Annotated in this window: 17 protein-coding genes; 4 read left to right on the forward strand and 13 right to left on the reverse strand. The window is 46.0% G+C overall.

What is annotated here, in order from left to right; genetic code table 11:
* Window positions 1–73: 73 nt before the first annotated feature.
* The 4 genes from spbR to BKB51_RS03930 all read right to left on the reverse strand — a co-directional run bounded on the left by spbR (window position 74) and on the right by BKB51_RS03930 (window position 3,766).
* The gene (spbR, locus tag BKB51_RS03915) at window positions 74–1,183 is read right to left on the reverse strand and encodes a SpbR family protein (RefSeq protein ID WP_158090139.1); all 1,110 of its coding nucleotides are present in this window, start codon (window positions 1,181–1,183) and stop codon (window positions 74–76) included.
* Window positions 1,184–1,442: 259 nt separating this feature from the next.
* Window positions 1,443–2,090, reverse strand: coding sequence for a substrate-binding periplasmic protein (locus BKB51_RS03920; RefSeq protein WP_085905393.1), 648 nt, complete (start codon window positions 2,088–2,090; stop codon window positions 1,443–1,445).
* A gap of 321 nt (window positions 2,091–2,411) precedes the next feature.
* Window positions 2,412–3,056: a class I SAM-dependent methyltransferase gene (locus BKB51_RS03925; RefSeq protein ID WP_085899776.1), complete on the reverse strand. Its 645-nt coding sequence runs from the start codon at window positions 3,054–3,056 to the stop codon at window positions 2,412–2,414.
* A 188-nt stretch (window positions 3,057–3,244) separates the two neighbouring features.
* The gene (locus BKB51_RS03930; RefSeq protein WP_085899777.1) at window positions 3,245–3,766 is read right to left on the reverse strand and encodes a DUF302 domain-containing protein; all 522 of its coding nucleotides are present in this window, start codon (window positions 3,764–3,766) and stop codon (window positions 3,245–3,247) included.
* A 396-nt stretch (window positions 3,767–4,162) separates the two neighbouring features.
* Between BKB51_RS03930 and BKB51_RS03935 the strand changes: the two genes are divergently transcribed.
* Window positions 4,163–4,681 (forward strand): adenine phosphoribosyltransferase, encoded by a 519-nt coding sequence (locus tag BKB51_RS03935; RefSeq protein ID WP_085900205.1) that lies wholly within the window; start codon window positions 4,163–4,165, stop codon window positions 4,679–4,681.
* A gap of 185 nt (window positions 4,682–4,866) precedes the next feature.
* Here the strand turns inward: BKB51_RS03935 and BKB51_RS03940 are convergent, their stop codons facing one another.
* The 5 genes from BKB51_RS03940 to BKB51_RS03960 form a co-directional block, all read right to left on the reverse strand.
* Complete coding sequence (locus BKB51_RS03940; protein WP_158090140.1) at window positions 4,867–6,126, reverse strand: amidase; 1,260 nt, start codon at window positions 6,124–6,126, stop codon at window positions 4,867–4,869.
* Between the two features lie 107 nt (window positions 6,127–6,233).
* Complete coding sequence (locus tag BKB51_RS03945) at window positions 6,234–6,584, reverse strand: hypothetical protein (protein WP_125911779.1); 351 nt, start codon at window positions 6,582–6,584, stop codon at window positions 6,234–6,236.
* Between the two features lie 181 nt (window positions 6,585–6,765).
* Entirely contained in the window at window positions 6,766–7,356 is a 591-nt protein-coding gene (locus BKB51_RS03950; protein ID WP_085899780.1) for a hypothetical protein, read from the reverse strand.
* A gap of 133 nt (window positions 7,357–7,489) precedes the next feature.
* Window positions 7,490–8,218 carry a GcrA family cell cycle regulator gene (locus BKB51_RS03955; RefSeq protein ID WP_085899781.1) on the reverse strand — a complete coding sequence of 243 codons (729 nt, stop codon included), beginning with the start codon at window positions 8,216–8,218 and terminating at the stop codon, window positions 7,490–7,492.
* 366 nt (window positions 8,219–8,584) lie between these two features.
* Window positions 8,585–9,655: an ankyrin repeat domain-containing protein gene (locus tag BKB51_RS03960; protein WP_218043942.1), complete on the reverse strand. Its 1,071-nt coding sequence runs from the start codon at window positions 9,653–9,655 to the stop codon at window positions 8,585–8,587.
* Window positions 9,656–9,849: 194 nt separating this feature from the next.
* On the opposite strand from BKB51_RS03960, the gene BKB51_RS03965 reads away from it, so the two are divergent.
* Both BKB51_RS03965 and murI read left to right on the forward strand, forming a co-directional pair.
* A complete protein-coding gene (locus tag BKB51_RS03965; protein ID WP_085899783.1) occupies window positions 9,850–10,263 on the forward strand; it encodes a hypothetical protein in 414 nt (137 codons plus the stop codon).
* Window positions 10,250–11,194, forward strand: coding sequence for a glutamate racemase (gene murI, locus BKB51_RS03970; protein ID WP_085899784.1), 945 nt, complete (start codon window positions 10,250–10,252; stop codon window positions 11,192–11,194). The genes BKB51_RS03965 and murI overlap by 14 nt, the downstream gene beginning before the upstream one ends.
* A 32-nt stretch (window positions 11,195–11,226) precedes the next feature.
* Here murI and BKB51_RS03975 read toward each other — a convergent pair whose 3' ends face one another.
* The 3 genes from BKB51_RS03975 to ada all read right to left on the reverse strand — a co-directional run bounded on the left by BKB51_RS03975 (window position 11,227) and on the right by ada (window position 14,914).
* On the reverse strand, window positions 11,227–12,936 hold the full coding sequence (locus BKB51_RS03975) for a methyl-accepting chemotaxis protein (RefSeq protein ID WP_085899785.1): 1,710 nt from the start codon (window positions 12,934–12,936) through the stop codon (window positions 11,227–11,229).
* 161 nt (window positions 12,937–13,097) lie between these two features.
* Window positions 13,098–13,838 (reverse strand): 2OG-Fe(II) oxygenase, encoded by a 741-nt coding sequence (locus tag BKB51_RS03980; protein ID WP_218043943.1) that lies wholly within the window; start codon window positions 13,836–13,838, stop codon window positions 13,098–13,100.
* Complete coding sequence (gene ada / locus BKB51_RS03985) at window positions 13,835–14,914, reverse strand: bifunctional DNA-binding transcriptional regulator/O6-methylguanine-DNA methyltransferase Ada (protein ID WP_245813208.1); 1,080 nt, start codon at window positions 14,912–14,914, stop codon at window positions 13,835–13,837. Before ada ends, BKB51_RS03980 begins: the two co-directional genes overlap by 4 nt.
* Before the next feature lie 318 nt (window positions 14,915–15,232).
* On the opposite strand from ada, the gene BKB51_RS03990 reads away from it, so the two are divergent.
* Window positions 15,233–15,997 (forward strand): SDR family oxidoreductase, encoded by a 765-nt coding sequence (locus BKB51_RS03990; RefSeq protein WP_085899786.1) that lies wholly within the window; start codon window positions 15,233–15,235, stop codon window positions 15,995–15,997.
* 87 nt (window positions 15,998–16,084) lie between these two features.
* On the opposite strand, the gene BKB51_RS03995 is transcribed toward BKB51_RS03990, so the two are convergent.
* Window positions 16,085–18,094: a bifunctional metallophosphatase/5'-nucleotidase gene (locus tag BKB51_RS03995; RefSeq protein WP_198946620.1), complete on the reverse strand. Its 2,010-nt coding sequence runs from the start codon at window positions 18,092–18,094 to the stop codon at window positions 16,085–16,087.
* Between the last annotated feature and the right edge of the window lie 187 nt (window positions 18,095–18,281).

Consider the following 18,281-nt stretch of genomic DNA (forward strand, 5'->3'; position numbering starts at 1 on the left):
AGAATAAGTACAAAAAGTAAAGCGGCCTGAAAACAGACCGCTTTACACATAATCAAAATCAATAATGAAACAATCAGACAGAATACTGCTGAAGTTTATTCATCAGATATTCAATTTCATTAGGGCTAAGTTCCTCATCTGGAACCTCAAAGATGGTCAAAACACGTTCCAGCAAACGACTGGCAAAGACTTCACGATCATTCCCCTCGCCGCTATAATCCATTTCCCGATAAAGTTTAATTGCAGCAGCAACAAACGGGAAATAAGCCATCAACATCCCGGCCTTGTTATAAAGCGATTTAAGACCTAGTTGACCTTCATCATGAATAAGCGCTTGGGCATTGGTCAACTTGATTCCAGCTAATTCAGCCATCGCAGTTTCAAAAAACATCATATCCCCTGAACAAAGGGCGCGCAGTACCAAAGATGGTGTCAACTTGCCCCCTTTATGAAGCTGCTTCACAAGCTTTTCCAACTCTTCCTGACTTGATCCTTCTTTGAGCAACGATACAGTCGCGCGCTCTCGGACCTGAAGAATAAGATTGGATGCCTGATCATAATCGAGTTCGTGCTTACTCACGATATAATGACGCAAACGATCCGACAAAGAATTCATCAAACGTTCTGATACTGATGCCGGTAAAGAAGGGCGTCTGGAGAGAGAACCAGCAACGATCTCACTTTCTTTATACTCGCTCATCACGCGGCCATAACCGTGTTCCGTGATCGCAGCACCTTCATTTGCAACCAGTTTGGCAACGGCATTTTCATTACCAGTGTCAATGACAGCCTCAGAGACGACTTCGGAGACATTTGGACGCAACGCAATTGCTTCCTGTTTTGCCGCACTTTCTGATTTTAAAATATTTACAAGATCTTCGTCAGAGAAGACATCAGAAAACTTCAACACTGGCAAAGAGACAGATTCAACATCCGCAGCCATAGCCAAAGCGACATCTTTTGGAAGATCATCGGCAACTTTCAATGAATTTGCCAAGGCTTCCCTGACAACAATCTCGGCATCTTTGACCAAAGCACGGAAAATATCTTCCGCAACCGCTTTTTCTTCATCGGTAAATTCTTTAGCTTCAAAATGCGAAGCAACTTTGATTGTGGTCTCTGCCCTCACCTCTGGTGAAGAGTTTGCCAGTAATTTAGCTACATCTTGCTGCGTAAGACTCATGGTTCTCCAGCTTCTTTCAAACCCGTTGGTCACAAATCCGGTATGGATTAATAACATTTCCACGGAACATTATGAGTATAGCCAGTTAATTCATGCTTAATAAAAAAATAAAATATTCCGAATTTTTTAATTATATTCTGTAAAAAACAAAACAAAAAAAATCCTGAATAAATATAAATATCAAATACTTAATAAAATATCACAATATATTTAGCTTTAATTTAGTCAAAAACATTTTTTATCACACACCGTATAATTTCTAAAAAACAGACGGCAGCGCACCGTTCCAGTCTGGTAATCCATAAGCTTTCATAATCTCAGGGACACGGCCTGCTTTGACCAAAGCCTTCATTTTCTGGTCAAAATATTCCATAACTTCCAGAACAAAAGCCCTTTTGTTCAAATCAGGCGTAAAAGCCATATAAACGTTTGCCTTGGACACACAGCCCGCTGCAGAAATTTTATCTGCATAGCCTTCCTTTTTAAGTGCGTAAATCGTTGAGTTATAGGTAAACAGGAAGCTATTTAAACGCCCCCTATCAACCATGCGAAAGCTAAGCGGCAAGTAACGGGGTCCATAGGTCAGAAAATGGAAGCCTTCTTTATTTTCAGCGATAAAATCATTTAGCTCTTCTATAGACGTATCATGAGCGATACCAATCATCTGTCCCTTTAAGGAAGCTTCCCCCTGATAAGTCCAGGTTGATCCACGTGATCCAAAAAAACACATTTTTTGGGCGCCGACTTCTTCTTTCGGATAGAGAAGATCAGGTGCTTCGGCACGTGCTGGCGATAACAGAGCATGCACTTCGCCCGTCCGTGCCATATGTATCGACCGAGACCAGGGATAGGTCACGATTTCCAACTCATAGGGACTATCAGTAAAAATTTCTTTCACAGTGTCCATAATGTACCCATCTTGCTTTCCCTTTGGACAAAGCTGAGGACACCAATCAATAGAAGCGACTATTAATTTTTGTTTTGGAACTTTGATTGAATCTTGAGCTTTAACAGGATGGATTGCCAACAGTACTGACAGGAAAAGCGAGAGAAATATGCGCCTAAAAATCCATAAAGCCGACATCAGTAAAAAGACCTCAGCAAAGAGCTCGACAAATTTCGGCAATAAAATAACAAGAAGAAGTACACTCTCATCATTATCGTATAATAACAGATAAAAATAATTTTAGGAAATTACTTGAGGATGTTCTTTGGGAACTTGTGACAGTCATTCCACCATAAAAACATCATACCGGGTCGATTTTCCCATTAACTGATGAGATGGTTTTCTGATGTTCGGTAGAGGGTCACCCTTGGCTGGCCACTTCAAAACCACTCGTTTCTTTGCCACTTCCAAAGCGACTTTCACTAATTCTTCGGCATCTGTGTCTGCGCCCACATAGCTCCGAAGAACTCTCATTTCTTTTTTTACCAGCGCTTTGGTTTTACGGGGTGGATGCATTGGATCAACGACGACGACATCCGCAGATAAGTCTGGAAGAAGCTCTTTGGCATCACCGAATAATAGCGTCATTCTGGAAATTATTTCTGCGATCTTTTCATCAGCAGCACGCCCCCGCTCCAATCCCTCTTCCAACATGGCATGTACATCAGGCGAACGTTCGATCAGCGTTACTTTTGCCCCCAAGGATGCCAAAAGAAATGCATCACGGCCAAAGCCCGCAGTTGCATCTATAATTGACGGTGTCCGCCCCTTGGTAAAACCAGCAGCTTTTGGCAGAGCTTGCCCCCTACCGCCACCAAACTTCAAACGATGCCCGACCGCGCCCCCGGCAAAATCACAAACCAAATCATCTTCGGAAAATTTACCGCTATCTGCTTCGGTCGGCGTATCTTTAACGCGGCGTTTCATTCATGGCCTTCTGGAATCAGCTGATTATCGAAGTTTATCAAAGACACTTCTCTAACCGAACATCATAAAAGGGTAAAGCCATAACAAAAGACCGCGTCAGTATCAAAAGCCTGGGTAGAACAGTACATCTTCTATTGTCAGCCTTGGGTTCTATTGTCAGTCTCGGGCATCGCTCTATTAAATCGAGGCTATTGTGTCGCCCCCTTGGCAATAGCTTCGAAAATACCATCAAGTTCTTTTGCCATCACATCCAGATCAGCAGAGTTATATGGCGCGAAAACCGCCGTTGGTTTACGATACGTCAAAACAGATGTGCCATCACTGCTCTCCGTCAGATAGAACCGGATTGGTGCTTCAATACCTGCAGGAATAGATGCAGTCAGCATGCGCCGGGCAAAATCATTACGATAAACACCCACAACCATGTTTCCCGGTATCGTAATCCCCGCCTTGGCCGCACCACCAGAAGCACTCGCACGAGTAACAAGCCCCATCTTGTTTGCCTTGATAGAATCTGTCAGGTCATCTGCGAGGGCTTTGAAGGACTTCTCAGTTTTCATCACAACCATCCCTTCATAGGGATACCCTTGATCAGCCTGTGCTCCTGACATGAACAAAGACGGAGACACCACACTGCCAAATAAAACCATTGTAAAAAGAGGTAATGATTTCAAAATAAACCCGATTAAACCGTACCGACGCCTGATCATTTGACTTCTCCTGCCATAAAAAACTGAATTTTGGAAAACGCTAAAAAACCTGAAAATAAAAATTGAACACTTCAGGTAGGAAGCAGAGATTGCGACCACAAGATGTTTGTTTCCCTTAAATTATCTATTCGATAGCAACACAAGCTTTATAACATGACAACAGGCCTCACCACTTCGTGATAGACCGCACTCTGACACTCAGAATAACGTTTGCACTGTAGTTTTATTCTGTCTGATTAGCAGTTTCTCTACGCTTACGGTTAAAGTCTTGTTGCAGAATCATTGCAAGTCCGGCGCAAGTTCTGCATAAACGTCAGTGTCATTTATAAGGCAAAGACAACGACCTTCCGTTCAAGCCAACGAGACCAGTGAATAAGGGACATAGAAACTATGAGCATCAACCTGAAAGATCATATCCGGGAAGTTCCTGATTACCCCAAGCCCGGTATTCTTTTTTATGATATCTCTACCCTTCTGGCGCATGCAGAAGCTTGGCACGAAACTATTGAACGGCTGGCTGTTGTAATTGAGAAAGAAAAGCCTGATGTCCTCGCCGGCATTGAATCCCGTGGTTTTCTTCTCGCGGCTCCCCTGGCCATGCGTTTGGGCATGGGTTTTATGATGATCAGGAAGAAGGGCAAGCTGCCTGGTAAAACCATTCCCTATACCTACGATCTGGAATACGGCACAGATACCATCGAAATTCAGGAAGACGCCATCAAATCCGGCCAGCGCGTTGTCATGCTTGATGACCTGTTGGCAACAGGTGGCACAATGGAAGCTGCCGTCGCCCTCATGCAACAAGCGGGCGCCGACGTGCGCAGGATTGCCTGTATTATTGAATTGAACTTTCTTAAAGGTCGGGAAAAACTGGGCGGGTTACCTGTTACATCCCTTATTCAATACGACGACTGATAGGTAAGGAAAGTATTAAACTCTTTCCAGTGACCGATGCCGCTGCAGGGGCAGCTCAACAATGAGTCTGTCCCTAGTATGTAACCTAACTTTCCAGAACTATTATCCCGTTTTGTGAACCAAAAGACATGACTCTTCACTTTCATTTGGTCAATCTTCGGCCCACACATCAAGCTCTTGGTTGATCAAAAAGGTGAAAGACTTTGCTGTTCATCTTCAACAGAACAAAAACTTTCGGCGAAGGCCAAAAGTTCCAAATCGGAACCATGATCCCCCATCAGCGAGAGACCCAGCGGGCATCCATCGACAGTCGCCAGTGGCATCGTAATCTGAGGGTTTCCTGCCAAACCAGACGCAGAAGTCAGCGACAGGATCTTGGACCTGTGTGCATTCAACACATCCGGATCTTCCTTAATCCGTGGAGCAATTCCAGGGGCCGATGGCAAACATACAACTGTCTTGGTTGGGATCAGGGCTTTCATACGTGCTTTGAACAGAGATCTTTTTTCAAGGGCATCGCTAACCTGTTCATCGGTGATTGTTTTTCGCCAATCCATGCGCTGCTGAATTTCCGGACCCATTTTAGGTTTCACGCGATCAAACCATGCCCCATGGGTATCAATGACTTCACGTCCTTGGGTAACTTGGAAAAGAGTAGCCAACCCCTGCAATCCCACTCCTTGCATTCCTTGCAACAACTGTTCATTGAAGCCGATTGCGTGCAAGTTATCAGGATTGAGAGAAACATATTCCGCTTTTCCCAGACGTTGTTCAAGGCGCTCCACATGCGGTTTGAGGGCAGTCCGTGATTTTTCATCCAGCATGTCAAAAGCGTCAACAGCAACCAGCAGCTTTTCAGGCATCTTATCCTGATCGGCCTTGGCTTCCATCAGGACTTCGCCGACGAGATTAAGCAACCAGGCATCGCGGGCAAACCAACCAACGGTATCAAAGCTATCAGCCAAGGGAAGAACACCCTCTTTGGTTAATCGGTCATGCGTCGGGCGCAGACCAAACAAACCACAATAGCTACCTGGAATCCGAATAGATCCTCCGGTATCCGACCCCAGAGCGAAGTCAACCAAGCCACCAGCCACCGCAGAGGCAGAACCGCTTGATGATCCCCCAGGAATACGACCGGGAGCTTCGGGATTTGCAGGCGTGCCATAATGATAATTCTGCCCATCGAGACTACTGGCAAATTCGTCCGTGATCGTCTTGCCAATGACCATAGCCCCGGCATCCAGCAGCTTTTGTACGATAACAGCATGTTTTTTCGAAGGACGACGGCGGCTCTGCCAATCAGGATTGCCATAACCCGTCACATATCCTTCAAGATCGTAGATATCCTTGACCGCGAAACCAAAACCTTTCAAGGGGCCCTTCTCGGCTCCTTCAAAAGTCATATTACCACCGGGAACAAAAGCACCAAGGCTATCAAACATTCCAACCACTCCTTCTTTACGCATCTCTGCTTAAATGAGTTACCTTTGAAAGAGCTATACTGCAAGCCGCGTCTATTTGAATGTTTTATCTTCGCTTGCCAAATAATTTATATCTGTTTGGAATCTTCGGTTTCTTCTGGTGCCGGGGTTTCGTCCAGGTCTTCCCAATCGTCTTTTTGTTTGCGGCGGATAATGATATCGCCGTTTTCTGTAATAACAGGCATTTCGTATTGTGGGATGGAATCAATGACAAGACTGAGGGATTTCATCATAAGCTCAAGGCTTTCCCGGGCCAATTCACCGGGATTATCTTCTTCCTGTGCCCAGCTTTGTTGAGGCAAAGCAGCTGAAAGCACAAGACCACCCATGACAGTCCCACCTGCAACGACCAGAGACAGAGAAAGTTTTTTTAGGGAAACCATAAAACCTGTATCCGACTTTTGAATATTCTTTGTCACAAGATCATCCTCTTTATGCTGTACCATCTTCAATAGAGCTTTGAGCAAGTAGTCTGTCGCTCAACTTTGTGAGAACTCAATAAACCCTTATTCATTCACATAAACATATAATTCTGGCGAAAGTCTGGCAGTATTGGGATTTTTACTTAGTTCACACACATTATGACTGTTAAGGTTTTGCTTAATCCAGAACTTCCTTCAACTCTGCATCCAGTCGTTCGATATCCACATCCATTTTGACTAAAATATCAGTCCGGGCTTTTTTCGCGGCCAATGCCATTCTTTTAATTGAGTTTTGAGCAAGACCATTTGGTTGGCTTTGTTGAATAAGGACCGTTTTACTCTGCTCAACAACACTATAAAAGCGTCGAATATCTGTAAGCGTTTCCGGATTAAGCTCAAAGGTCGTCGAAGAGTTCCGCATTGTTAACCAGATAACATCATCCAATTTATAGCTCTCACGCGGTGCAAATCGACTATCGTGCCATAACATAGGGCCGTCACTGTAAGAACTGGCCCATTCTTCTACCATACTTATATTATCAGAAACTTCTGCACGAAGCGATATTTCCAGGTTCCGCGCATCCGATAGTCTTTGATAACGATCAAAATTTACTGCAATTTCAAAACCTGCAAAGCTGGCCAGATATACACCAAGCATTGTGGAGAGTAGAATCACAGCCTGGGTAAACCAAAATTCAAGATTAGGTTTACCCCCAATACTCAAAAAACGAAACGGCTTAACAAAAGTTCGACCAGCAATAAAACGCATTACATAACTGCCTAATAACAATACTGAATATCAGAAAAGAAAATGCTCAAGAAAAAGCATTAATAAGATTAAACACGCCCCACAAAAAAGGGCGCCCTATGGCACCCTTTTTCATCATTGGCTTAAACCAATTCTAAGCTTGTTTGCTACCAGCTTCGTTAGCCTTGGCTGCCTCGCCATCATTACTTTTTTCATTCTCATTACTGGAATTATTATTGCTACTATTACTGTTGCTACCACGGCTGCTTTTTGTAATGTAAGCGCGCGCGCAGTGTTCCGCGCAGTAAGGTTTGCTTGGCACTGCTGGTGCACCACAGAAATGGAAGTCAGCATCCCCGGGATCACCGTGGGGCCAAAGGCACTTTGGTCCTTTGCGCTTTTCCATTGCCCCACTGAAAAGCTTGCGATCGGCTGCATCCATGCTGGCCTTACGACGTGCTTTTGCTGGCAATGAAGCCGCTTTTATTTCAGCAGCTGTAGGCTGAGCCGCAGGCGTTACAGATCTTGGTGCTGCAACACGGGCAGCCGGAGCAACAGGTGCTTTGGGCTTTGGCGGGACAGGTGCAGCAACGGGCTTTGCTGCGACAGGCGCAGCAGCGGGTTTCGCTACTGGTTTTGGTGCCGCAGGAGCTGCTGGCTTAGCGGCTTTAGGAGCTGCCTTTTTAGCCGGAGCATCTTTTTTGGTGCCGTCACTTTTTGCACTTCGTTTAATAGGGGAAGGTCTTGCCGCCAGTTTCATCCGGTGCGCCTTACCAACCACAGCGTTTTTAGAAACGCCCAGCATTTTCCCTATTTGTGAAGCACTATGGCCTTCTGCCCATAGTTTTTTCAGAAGCTCAATACGCTCTTCTGTCCAGTTCATCAAGACTGCCTTAAAGTGTAAATTAAAATCAAATATGAAGCGAAAACCAAGACACTCATCAAGATACCCAGTTACCGCGAATGACGGGCTACCTTATAGATTTAGGTAACACGAGTCGAGTCTCTGATTTGAAATATCTTTCGATAAATCACCGATAACATCAAAAATCAGGCAAAAGTTCTCAAACTTCCCACATTTTTTGATAATGATGTGCCTCACCGCTCCAAACGGTGCGAGGAGCTAAACATCTGAGCCGATCTTGTCAATGAAAGAGTTCGTATACTTGAGAAGCAAACAGTAAGGGCCGACATCAAAAATGTTCCCTCACCACAAAGGGAAACAAGGCTCATCACAACTTAGAAACAACTACTCAGTTGTGATTGAGGCAGCCTCAAATGGGTTTTCTGTTTTATCTGCCTGAAGCGATGGCTCGTCCGCTACTTTGTCTTCAAGCGTGTCCAACAACAGCTTACGAACAAGCCCGGTTTGTTTTTGACCACTGTCTTTCTGGAACTTTTTCACAGCTTCGGAAGTTTTTGGTCCTGTTTTGCCATCGGCACTACCTTCCAGATAACCAAGAGCAATCAAAAGCTGCTGTGCCTCTTTAATCTGATCTTCTGGAAGTTCTAATGTTGAGAAGTAGCGAGCAATAGTCACATGTCCAGCCTGTTCAGCCATATATTCAGCTGTTTCACCAACGGTATCTTCCTGCTCAATATCAGCACCGGATTTAACCATAAACGCGACCAATGGTTTATTTCCGGCCACGGATGCAGCCATTAAGGCGGTCATTCCCAGAGGATCAGCGATATTAAGGTCAGCGCCTGCCTCAATCAAAGTTTTTGACGTTACCCGATGATTATTAAGTGCGGCAAGCATAAGGGCCGTCCAACCGTCTTTGTCTCTTTTGTTGAGATCAAACCCGCCTGCAATCATTTCTTTAATCGTTTTGACGGTGCCTTTTTCTGCCGCTTTAAACCACCGCAGAGCCTTCTTGTCTTGGGTCGTCAGTTCAATTTTTTCCGTCCCGGGCTTTACGTCAATAGGCTCCCAGCTTGCGACAAGCTTCTGAGCCAACGCCAGCTCTTCTTCGGAAAATTTTTCAACCAGATTCTGCTGCTCATCTGCAGCGATTTTTATCTGCTGTTGGGCTGCCAAGGTAAAATAAAGCGAGGCAACAACCTTGTCTTGATTGGTTCCCTTGCCATCCCGGTAAAGACGCGCCAGTTCCAACTGTGACTTTGCTTCGCCCTGATCAGCACTGGTATGCCAATAGCGAAAAGCGGTTGAAAAGTCTTCAGCATCAAATGCCTTTTTTCCCTCTGCAAAATCAGCAAAGGCTACTCTTGGATTTATCCCCCCCAGGACAAGTACAAAGAGAACGATAAAGACAATCGTACCGACAAACGGCAACAGGCCGAAAATTGGCTTTCGCATTAACAACACCGTGATATATTCCGCAAACAACATCCCTGTAACAGGGACGTTACCGGGATCCCCCAACTCAGGTCGCACTCTACCCCGAAAAAAATGGCCCTCGGGATAATTAGGCCTATATAGTACAGCAGTACATAGAAAGTACATAACCAAACACTTCTATTTTTTACACAGGAATTGAGTTCAAAGCAACCATGTCAACAAACAAGTGGATCATCAGCGGCTTAGCAGTTATTGCCCTCCTCTCACTCTCATTATTTTATATATTTCCCCCCTTGTTTTTTTGGGAAAACCCCGCCCCTGATCAGCGACAATTTATCCGCGCAGCAGTTGGCAACTACGGATCACTTAAAGACAAAGGGATCGGACAGGTTGAAATTCTTTCGGATCGCGAAGTACGTTTTCTCATTACGGGTGAGTCGGACGAGAATGCTCTCTCTCAAGAGACACTGGACGGAAACCTGAAAAGCTTCTGCGCTCTATTACTTCAGGAAGCCGCGAAAAGCCCTGTGGAGCTAGTGCCAGATACGGAATTTCAACTGAGCTACCACCATCGTCAAATTGCCGCCATAAGTGGTGTTTATAGCTGTAAAAATGCCCAAAGCTAAAATATCCAGACCAGACCAATCCGACACACCAAATCAATCGTACCCTATTGGGGTTTTTGATTCAGGTTCTGGTGGTTTGACTGTATTGCATGCGCTTCAGGTCGCCTTTCCGACGAACGATTTTATCTATTTCGGAGATCATCAACGGGCACCTTACGGCGAGAAAACAGGACCTGAAGTTTATGAAATGACACGACAGGCGGTTCAGTTCCTGTTTGATCAGGGATGCAATCTTGTCGTTCTGGCCTGCAATACCGCATCGGCCATTGCCCTGCGAAAACTGCAGCAGGAATGGTTACCTTCTTATGCACCCGACAAACGTATCCTCGGAGTATTGGTTCCAATGGTTGAGACCATCACGGATCGTCCTTGGATCAAGTGGGAACAGCACCCTCAACAATATCTGCAGGGAACCGTGGGTATCTTTGCCACCGAAGCTACGGTGAAAAGCAAAACCTATCTCGTTGAAATTGGTAAACGTGCTCCACAGCTTGACGTAATCCAACAAGCTTGCCCGGAATTGGTTCCTGCGCTGGAAGCTAAAAAAGGCACGGCAATAACAGATGCGTTGGTTGAGGACTACGTCAACCAACTGGTTGAGAAAAATAACAAAATCCCCAACTGGATCATGCTGGGCTGTACCCACTATCCCTTGCTAAAAAACGCCTTTGAAAAAGCAGCCGCAAAGATTATTGGTAATATTATGGGGCAAGGTGTCCCCATTCTCTGCCAGCCCTCTATCTGTGCAGACAGTCTGAAAGATTACCTTAAAAGACATCCTGAACTCGTAACAGATGCAACAAAACAGCAAGGGGAAACGGCATACTTCACCTCTGGCGACCCAGACTATGTAGAAAAAACAACCGCTATTTTCAGATCACACACTCCGTCTGGCAATAACAATCAAGCGTTATGGATAAAAGCTTTATAGATAAATGAGCGACATGATTACAGCGAGTTCATTCAGGGTGCATAGCCCATGCGTAAATTACCCCATTGCTTTCCCTTAACCATGATAGGCGTGCTTAAGTCTTTCATTAAAATAAAGTTCCCTCCACCCATATCTCGTAAATAGCTTTGCAATAGATACTCCTGAGTATTGGCCCCGGCAGAAGCACCTGTTCTATCTTCAAAAATGCGTCGATTTCGGCAATTACCCGCATTCCAAACCGGATCGTCCGGCCTTTGCGGATTGTTATAAATCAAGTTGTGGGTTGGTAGATATCCATTAACATCAACTGCGGCACAAAAGGCGATTTTGTCATGGAAATCAAGAACGGGTTCCTGAGCTTCGGGAAGGACGCGATCAGTAAAATCCAAATACCTTGTTGTATGTTGCTGTGGATCACTGTTCTCAACAACTTGATAATCTCTATCAAACAAGTCATCCAATGATATTTCGCCTGTATCAACCCCTTCTTCAAAACGTTGAGATATCTCTTTCGCTGCACTGATGCCCTTTGCGATAAAGGGTTGATCAATTGCAATCACACCTTCCAGACATGTTCTCGCGAGATCTCTGGACTCCTGGCTAAAAGAGACCTTAGTTCCTGATACAAGAACACCTTGCACAACACCACGAAGGTTACCATAGGGACGCAACTCTATCTCAACAGACGTCCCCTCATCTAAAGTTGTATCCAGCTTGCACAGCAGGACACCGTCTTTGGTGAAATTGCGTAGTGTTACGGGTTCGCGGGTTCCTTGATAGGTCACGACACCGTATAGGTCATATGGAATACGTTCGAGTTGTTCTCCGTCATCGGAGTGTGTCTCTTTGACAGCAGTCTCTAGACGAAGGTTAAGGGCTTCAAGAAGATCCCGCATCTTATTTGCACTGGTTTCCTGAGTTCCCGTTAAACCACGAACATCGTTCACTTCAGCAACAACTTTCGACATGGAGTCCGTCACTTGCCGTGTACTAACCGCAGCTTGCTGGGCGTTCTTTCCAATTTCATTAATCGCAGAGACCTGCTCCTGCACACGATCAGATACTTCCGAAGAAAAATCTTCGACAGAATTAATAACAGATGAAATGTTCGAAATGACCTCGACCACCTGCCCAGTCACAGATTGAATTTCACTAATCTGATCGGTTATGTCTTTTGTTGCCCCCGCAGTCTGTTGTGCAAGGCTTTTCACTTCACTGGCAACAACTGCAAATCCCTTTCCGGCATCCCCTGCACGGGCAGCTTCAATCGTTGCATTAAGAGCAAGTAGGTTTGTTTGCCCAGCAATACCTTCAATCAACTTGACAACATCCCCAATACGTTCAGAAGCCTGGGCCAGGACCTGAATAGTATCCGTTGCCCCTTTGGCCTCTTCCGCAGCCCCCTTTGCCCCTTCAGCAGTTTTGGCAACATGCTCCCCGACTAGGGCAATAGAAGCATTCATTTCTTCCGTTGCAGCTGCGACAGCATCAACGTTTTGTGTTGCAGTATTCGCGTCATTTTCCAGTTGATTAGCTTGAGCACTGACACTATCCAACGCATTGCGCGTTGCCGTACTTGCATCTTGCATTGCATCCCCGGCCAACTTGGCCTGAGACATTGTACCTTCAAATTCGCCCTGCAAGGCATCCCCAAGTGTATGAAGATCACGACGAGCTGCATAAGCGCGCCGCTCGGCTATCGTTAAATTATCCGTATCCCCATCAGTCGCAATTTTCTCCATTTGACAGTAACACCCCCTGTTTTTAGGGCATCCTGTAACGCCCTTTACACCTCAAATCGCAGGTAAAATGTCGCGTATTTAGGTTAACAAAAGGTTTGTTGCGGATAAGATGTTTTATCTCAACATCTTAGATCTATAGCCATAAATAACTCTCACAAATATTACTGTGCATCGTGAAAGATAATACCGAGTGTATGACGTTGGCCCGATCTGATTTCGCTTACGCCATGACGCATATTCACACGGTAAATTCCTCGCGTTCCCTGCTTGGGACGATGGCGGACCGGAAAAATAACCGCATCCCCTTGATCAAGGGGAACAACCTCGACACGCGATTGCATTCGGGGACGCTGCTCAGTAAGGACAAATTCCCCCCCCGTAAAATCTTCTCCGGGTTTGGATAGCAGGCAAGCCACCTGTAATGGAAAGAGTAACTCTCCGTAAACATCCTGATGCAAACAGTTATAATCCCCTTCACCATATTGCAGTATCAGCGGCGTTGCTTTTACCTGTCCGGCTTTGTGGCAAACATCCAGATACTGTTGATGCGTTTCAGGAAAGCGTTGATCTATATTCATCAACTCATTCCACCTGTTGCCAATTATGGCCAGAGGCTCATAGAGCTTTGTTCGCAACCGGGTAATCAGATCAGGCAATGGATAGCCAAAATATTTGTACTCTCCCTGTCCAAACCCGTGCCGGGACATAACAACGCGGGAACGATAAGGATCTTCGACGTCATACCCATCAGCCAAAACCTGACACTCAAGTTCAGAGATCACTCCCTTGAGAATAGCATAGCCTTTTTCGTCAAGGCTTTGGGTGATTTCCGCTTCGGACATTCCAAAAGATATTTGCCCAGAGGATATCTCTGCCGCGTTCAGGTTATCAAGAGCTCTCATTGTGCAGCAACCGCTTCACAGTCCAGCAGTTGCTGTTTACGCTCTACTCCCCAGCGGTAGCCAGACAATGCGCCATCACTACGAACAACACGATGACAGGGAATGGCAACCGCGATATGGTTTGACGCACAGGCGGAAGCCACAGCCCGAACCGCCTTGGGAGATCCGATTTTCTTGGCGACTTCCGCATAGCTCAATCGGCTGCCCACCGGAATATCAACCAAAGCTTTCCAGACCCTCTGTTGAAAGGCGGTGCCACGAATATCCAGCGGCAAATCAAGACCAATCGTAGGGTCATCCACAAAACCTACCACCTGAGCAACCCATTCTTCGAATTCCGCATCACCACCTTTCAGGGATGCGTTGGAAAAGCGATCTTGCAGGTCCTGTACCATGGCTTCAGGGTCATCACCGAGCAAAATGGAACAGATCCCTTTTTCACTCGCAGCAACCAGAATGGATCCCAGAGAACACTCCCCTAGGGCAAAGCGGATTTCTGTATCCTTACCCCCTTTGCGATAACTGGTCGGCTTCATGCCCAACAGTTTTTCAGTATTGGCATAAAAACGGCCATTGGAATTAAAGCCCGCGTCATAGATGGCTTCTGTCACCGTCTCGCTTTTGTTCAATCCTTTGCGTACTTGATTACCCCGGTGCGCGTTGCTATAGGCCTTTGGCGTAACACCCGTAATGGCCTTGAAAGTACGGTGAAAATAGAAACGGCTCATCCCAACGGCTTCTGCCAAGGTGTCAAGATCGGGCGCGGTCTCGGCTTCTTCAATCAGGCGACAGGCCTTTTCAATTGCAAGAGCCTGGCGTTCTTCCTTTTTCATTTCATTGGGACGACATCGCTTACACGGGCGATAGCCAGCTTTCTCCGCATCGGCACAGCTGGTGTGGAAACGGACATTTTCGCGCAAGGCCAAACGTGCTGCACAGGAAGGTCGACAGTAAACACCGGTCGTTAGGACGGCATAATAAAAAACATCATCTGCCGCCGGATTACGATCTACAATCGCTTGATAGCGGTCATCATCCGTTAAAAATTCTGATGAGGCACTCATAACATCTGCCATTGCTTTTGCTCCTGTCATCCAACTTGTAACACAACATTTCGTCAGTTTCTAAAAGCTATCTCAAAGGTCAAAGAACCAAACTCTGATTCTTGCTTTTGAATTTTGTTTTTGTTTCCTGAACTCTCTACAGTCCAAACCTTTACCCAATCTAAGGGACCCAATCTAAAGATCTTAGGCAAAAAAATTTCATCTCCAGAAGTATATCAGAAATATGAATGGCATTTTGAATTACGGAACAAGAAGCGGAGTTTCCTGAAATACTCTTACCTCAATACTGATCCTTCAATATTTGACCAGAGATCATAAAGGGATCAAAAAATGAGTAGATTAGAAAACCGTGTTGCCATCATAACCGGTGCAAGTTCTGGTATTGGCTATGCCGCCGCCAAACTGTTCGCCCAAGAAGGAGCAAAGGTCGTTGTGGGAGCCAGAAGACAGCAAGAACTGGACAAGCTCATCGAAGAAATCCGTGTCTCAGGCGGACAGGGCATTGCAGTTGCTGGCGATGTAACAGATGAAAGTTATGCCGAAGCATTGGTTGAAGTTGCCACTGGCACCTATGGAAAGCTGGACATCGCCTTTAACAATGCCGGCACTCTGGGTGCAATGGGGGATACTCCTACACTGACCAAGGATGGATGGCATGAAACTATCAATACCAATTTGACCTCTGCCTTTCTTGGGGCAAAACATCAAATTCCAGCTCTCCTCAATAGCGACCATGGATCTTTGATTTTTACGTCCACTTTTGTCGGACACACCATTGGTATGCCGGGCATGGCCCCTTATGCAGCTTCAAAGGCCGGGATTAACGGTATGATGCAGTGTCTCGCGGCGGAATACGGCCCTAAAGGTTTGCGGGTAAACAGCCTGCTGCCCGGTGGTACAGATACGCCCATGGGGCGCTCTGTTGCTTCCAACGAAGAAATGGAAGAGTTCGTCAAAAGTTTGCATGGCTTAAAACGCATCGCAAATCCGGAAGAAATAGCAGCCGCTGCATTATTTCTGGCTTCTGATGACGCAAGTTTTGTTACAGGTACAGCCATGCTGGTCGAAGGCGGCGTTTCCATAAACAAAACCTGATTTAGAGATCAATACCCAAACAAGGCCAACCCGTGGGTTGGCCTTGTTTTCCAAAGCTTATAATTTTTTAAGATTTCCCCAAAAAAACTATCCCAAGACAACAAGCCGTCCATCAAGCTTGGCACCTGTTTCAGGTGAAATAACCTGGCTATTGCGAATGTGAGCAATAACTTCGTTTCGATAGATCAATCCTGTATGGTCGTAGTCCAGCTTGCGCATATCAAAACTTGGAATTTCTCCCGGAACGCCACCGCCAATTGGCTTACCGTTCCAGTTTTCACCAAAGCCGCCAAGTGCAAGATAGGTATTCACAACCATTGTATAATTTTTATCCAAACACTTCTCGATAGGTTCACCTTTCAAGGTGATGTTCACCGCTCTCGCATCACCTGCCGATGTTCCGGGATCAATTTCATACCGAATGCCTGAAGAAAAATGCAGGAAACCACGCGAAACAAATCCGTCAAGGTTTGTGCTTTCTACCTCTTCCTGACGTAGCAACCGCTTGGCATTTGATTGCAGCATTTCATTTATCTGTTGTCCGTTGAGACTTGCGATGTGAATGGCATCTGCATAGGGCATAACATCGTACCAGTTCTTAAAGCTTAGCGGTCCTTTCTCCACTCCGGTTGAAATACCTGTCGCGTTAAACTGTGCAAAATCGACCTGCCCCCCGGCAAAGCTTTCAGATCTCGCCAAGACCGCATCATTCATATAATTCGCGAGTTTGTTTTCCCCGACATAACGCGATGCAATCATCTTCTCACGGGTCAGTTCAGAACTTTCAACCTTACCAATTATCTCTGCTAATTTACTGTCCAGCGCCTTGATCAGCGGGGCGATATGTTGCTTTTCAAACTGAGCATCATAGTCATCTTCGTTTTGAAGCGATGGAAATTTGGGGTCGTCAACAGCAACACGTTTATCCCGGCGTTTAATCGGATGCAGAGAAACCGAACTATACCAGTCTTTGCGACCGTTTTCTGCCGCAATCGACATGGCAATATCCCCCAGATACTTACCATGTGCTTCTGCCTGCGTAATCAACACACCATCAATTAGATTGTTTTCATCCATCTTCTCTTCATTGAGACGCGTGTGCGTATGCCCGCCAACGACGACAACAGGCTTGTCAGTCAACTTGCTGGCAAGTCCGGCGATTGCAAAGTCGCCTTCCCCAACATCGCGTACTGTCGCTGCCTTACCTGATGTATGCTGCCCCACGCCATACCCGCAATGAGAAAGAATAACGACAACATCAGAAATTTCAGCAACGGCTGGCAAGATGTTCTCAATCGCTTTCAACGGTCGATCAACGGCCAGTGTCTTGTCATCAGGCTGTCCAACACGGGTATCAATGTTGGTGGTCAAGCCGACCAAACCGATGCGCAGACCTTTAATTTCAGCAATGGCCGCTGCGACGTAATCTTCGTCTCGTTTCAGATGCTGCGAGGAATGAACATTTGCTGACAACAAAGGGAAACGCGCATCTGTTTGCACTGCTTTTTTCAAAAGTTCCGCACCGCGATCAAACTCGTGATTACCAATGGCCGCAATGTCCAGTCCTGCTGCAGAATAGGTTCTATAACCGGCATCCGCGACGAACTCATCTACGTTCCACCCCATAAGCTCATCAAAAATTGATCCGGTGTGGTCATCCCCGGCAGAGACAAAAAGCACCGCTTCGTTTTCAGCAGCTGCCGCACGTGCCGTCTTTACCCGCTGCACAATTTGGGAAAAGCGATAGGTATCCCCTTTTTTCCCATGCATTTCAGTGATGTGATTATGCATATCATTGAAATGGAGAATTCGCAGAACGCGTCGTTCTCCAGCAGCAAGTTTCGGGGACGGAACAGGATTACCTTCTTCTGTGACAATTTGTTTAATCGTGCCCCTTAACGGATCTCCCTTGAGCAGAAACAGTTTTTCTATTGATCCCAAAGGATTTGGTGTAGCTGGAACCAGTTGCAGTTCCCCGGCCAGTGGTGCCGCATTACTGCGCATTGTTAGAAAAGGTGAAAAACCAACAGCAGATGCCGCAACGACACCCCCAAGAAGCAACCGACGTCGGGTCATCCCCAATGTAACATTACGCATAACAAAAAAATCACTTTCGACAAGAAGGATAAAAAAGAAGTGGCACAAAACTACGTCACTCTGCCCCCTATCTGTTACCTGCCTGTTACCGGGATATGACCCTGTCGTGATGTCTGAATGAAAGTAACCATTCAACTCAACTGTCCGTCAGTTTCCAGAAACTAAGTATCTTTACGCAGCATCTTTT

Origin of the sequence: Kiloniella majae, assembly GCF_002118315.1 — a bacterium.
In the GTDB taxonomy this organism is placed as follows: Bacteria; Pseudomonadota; Alphaproteobacteria; order Kiloniellales; family Kiloniellaceae; genus Kiloniella; species Kiloniella majae.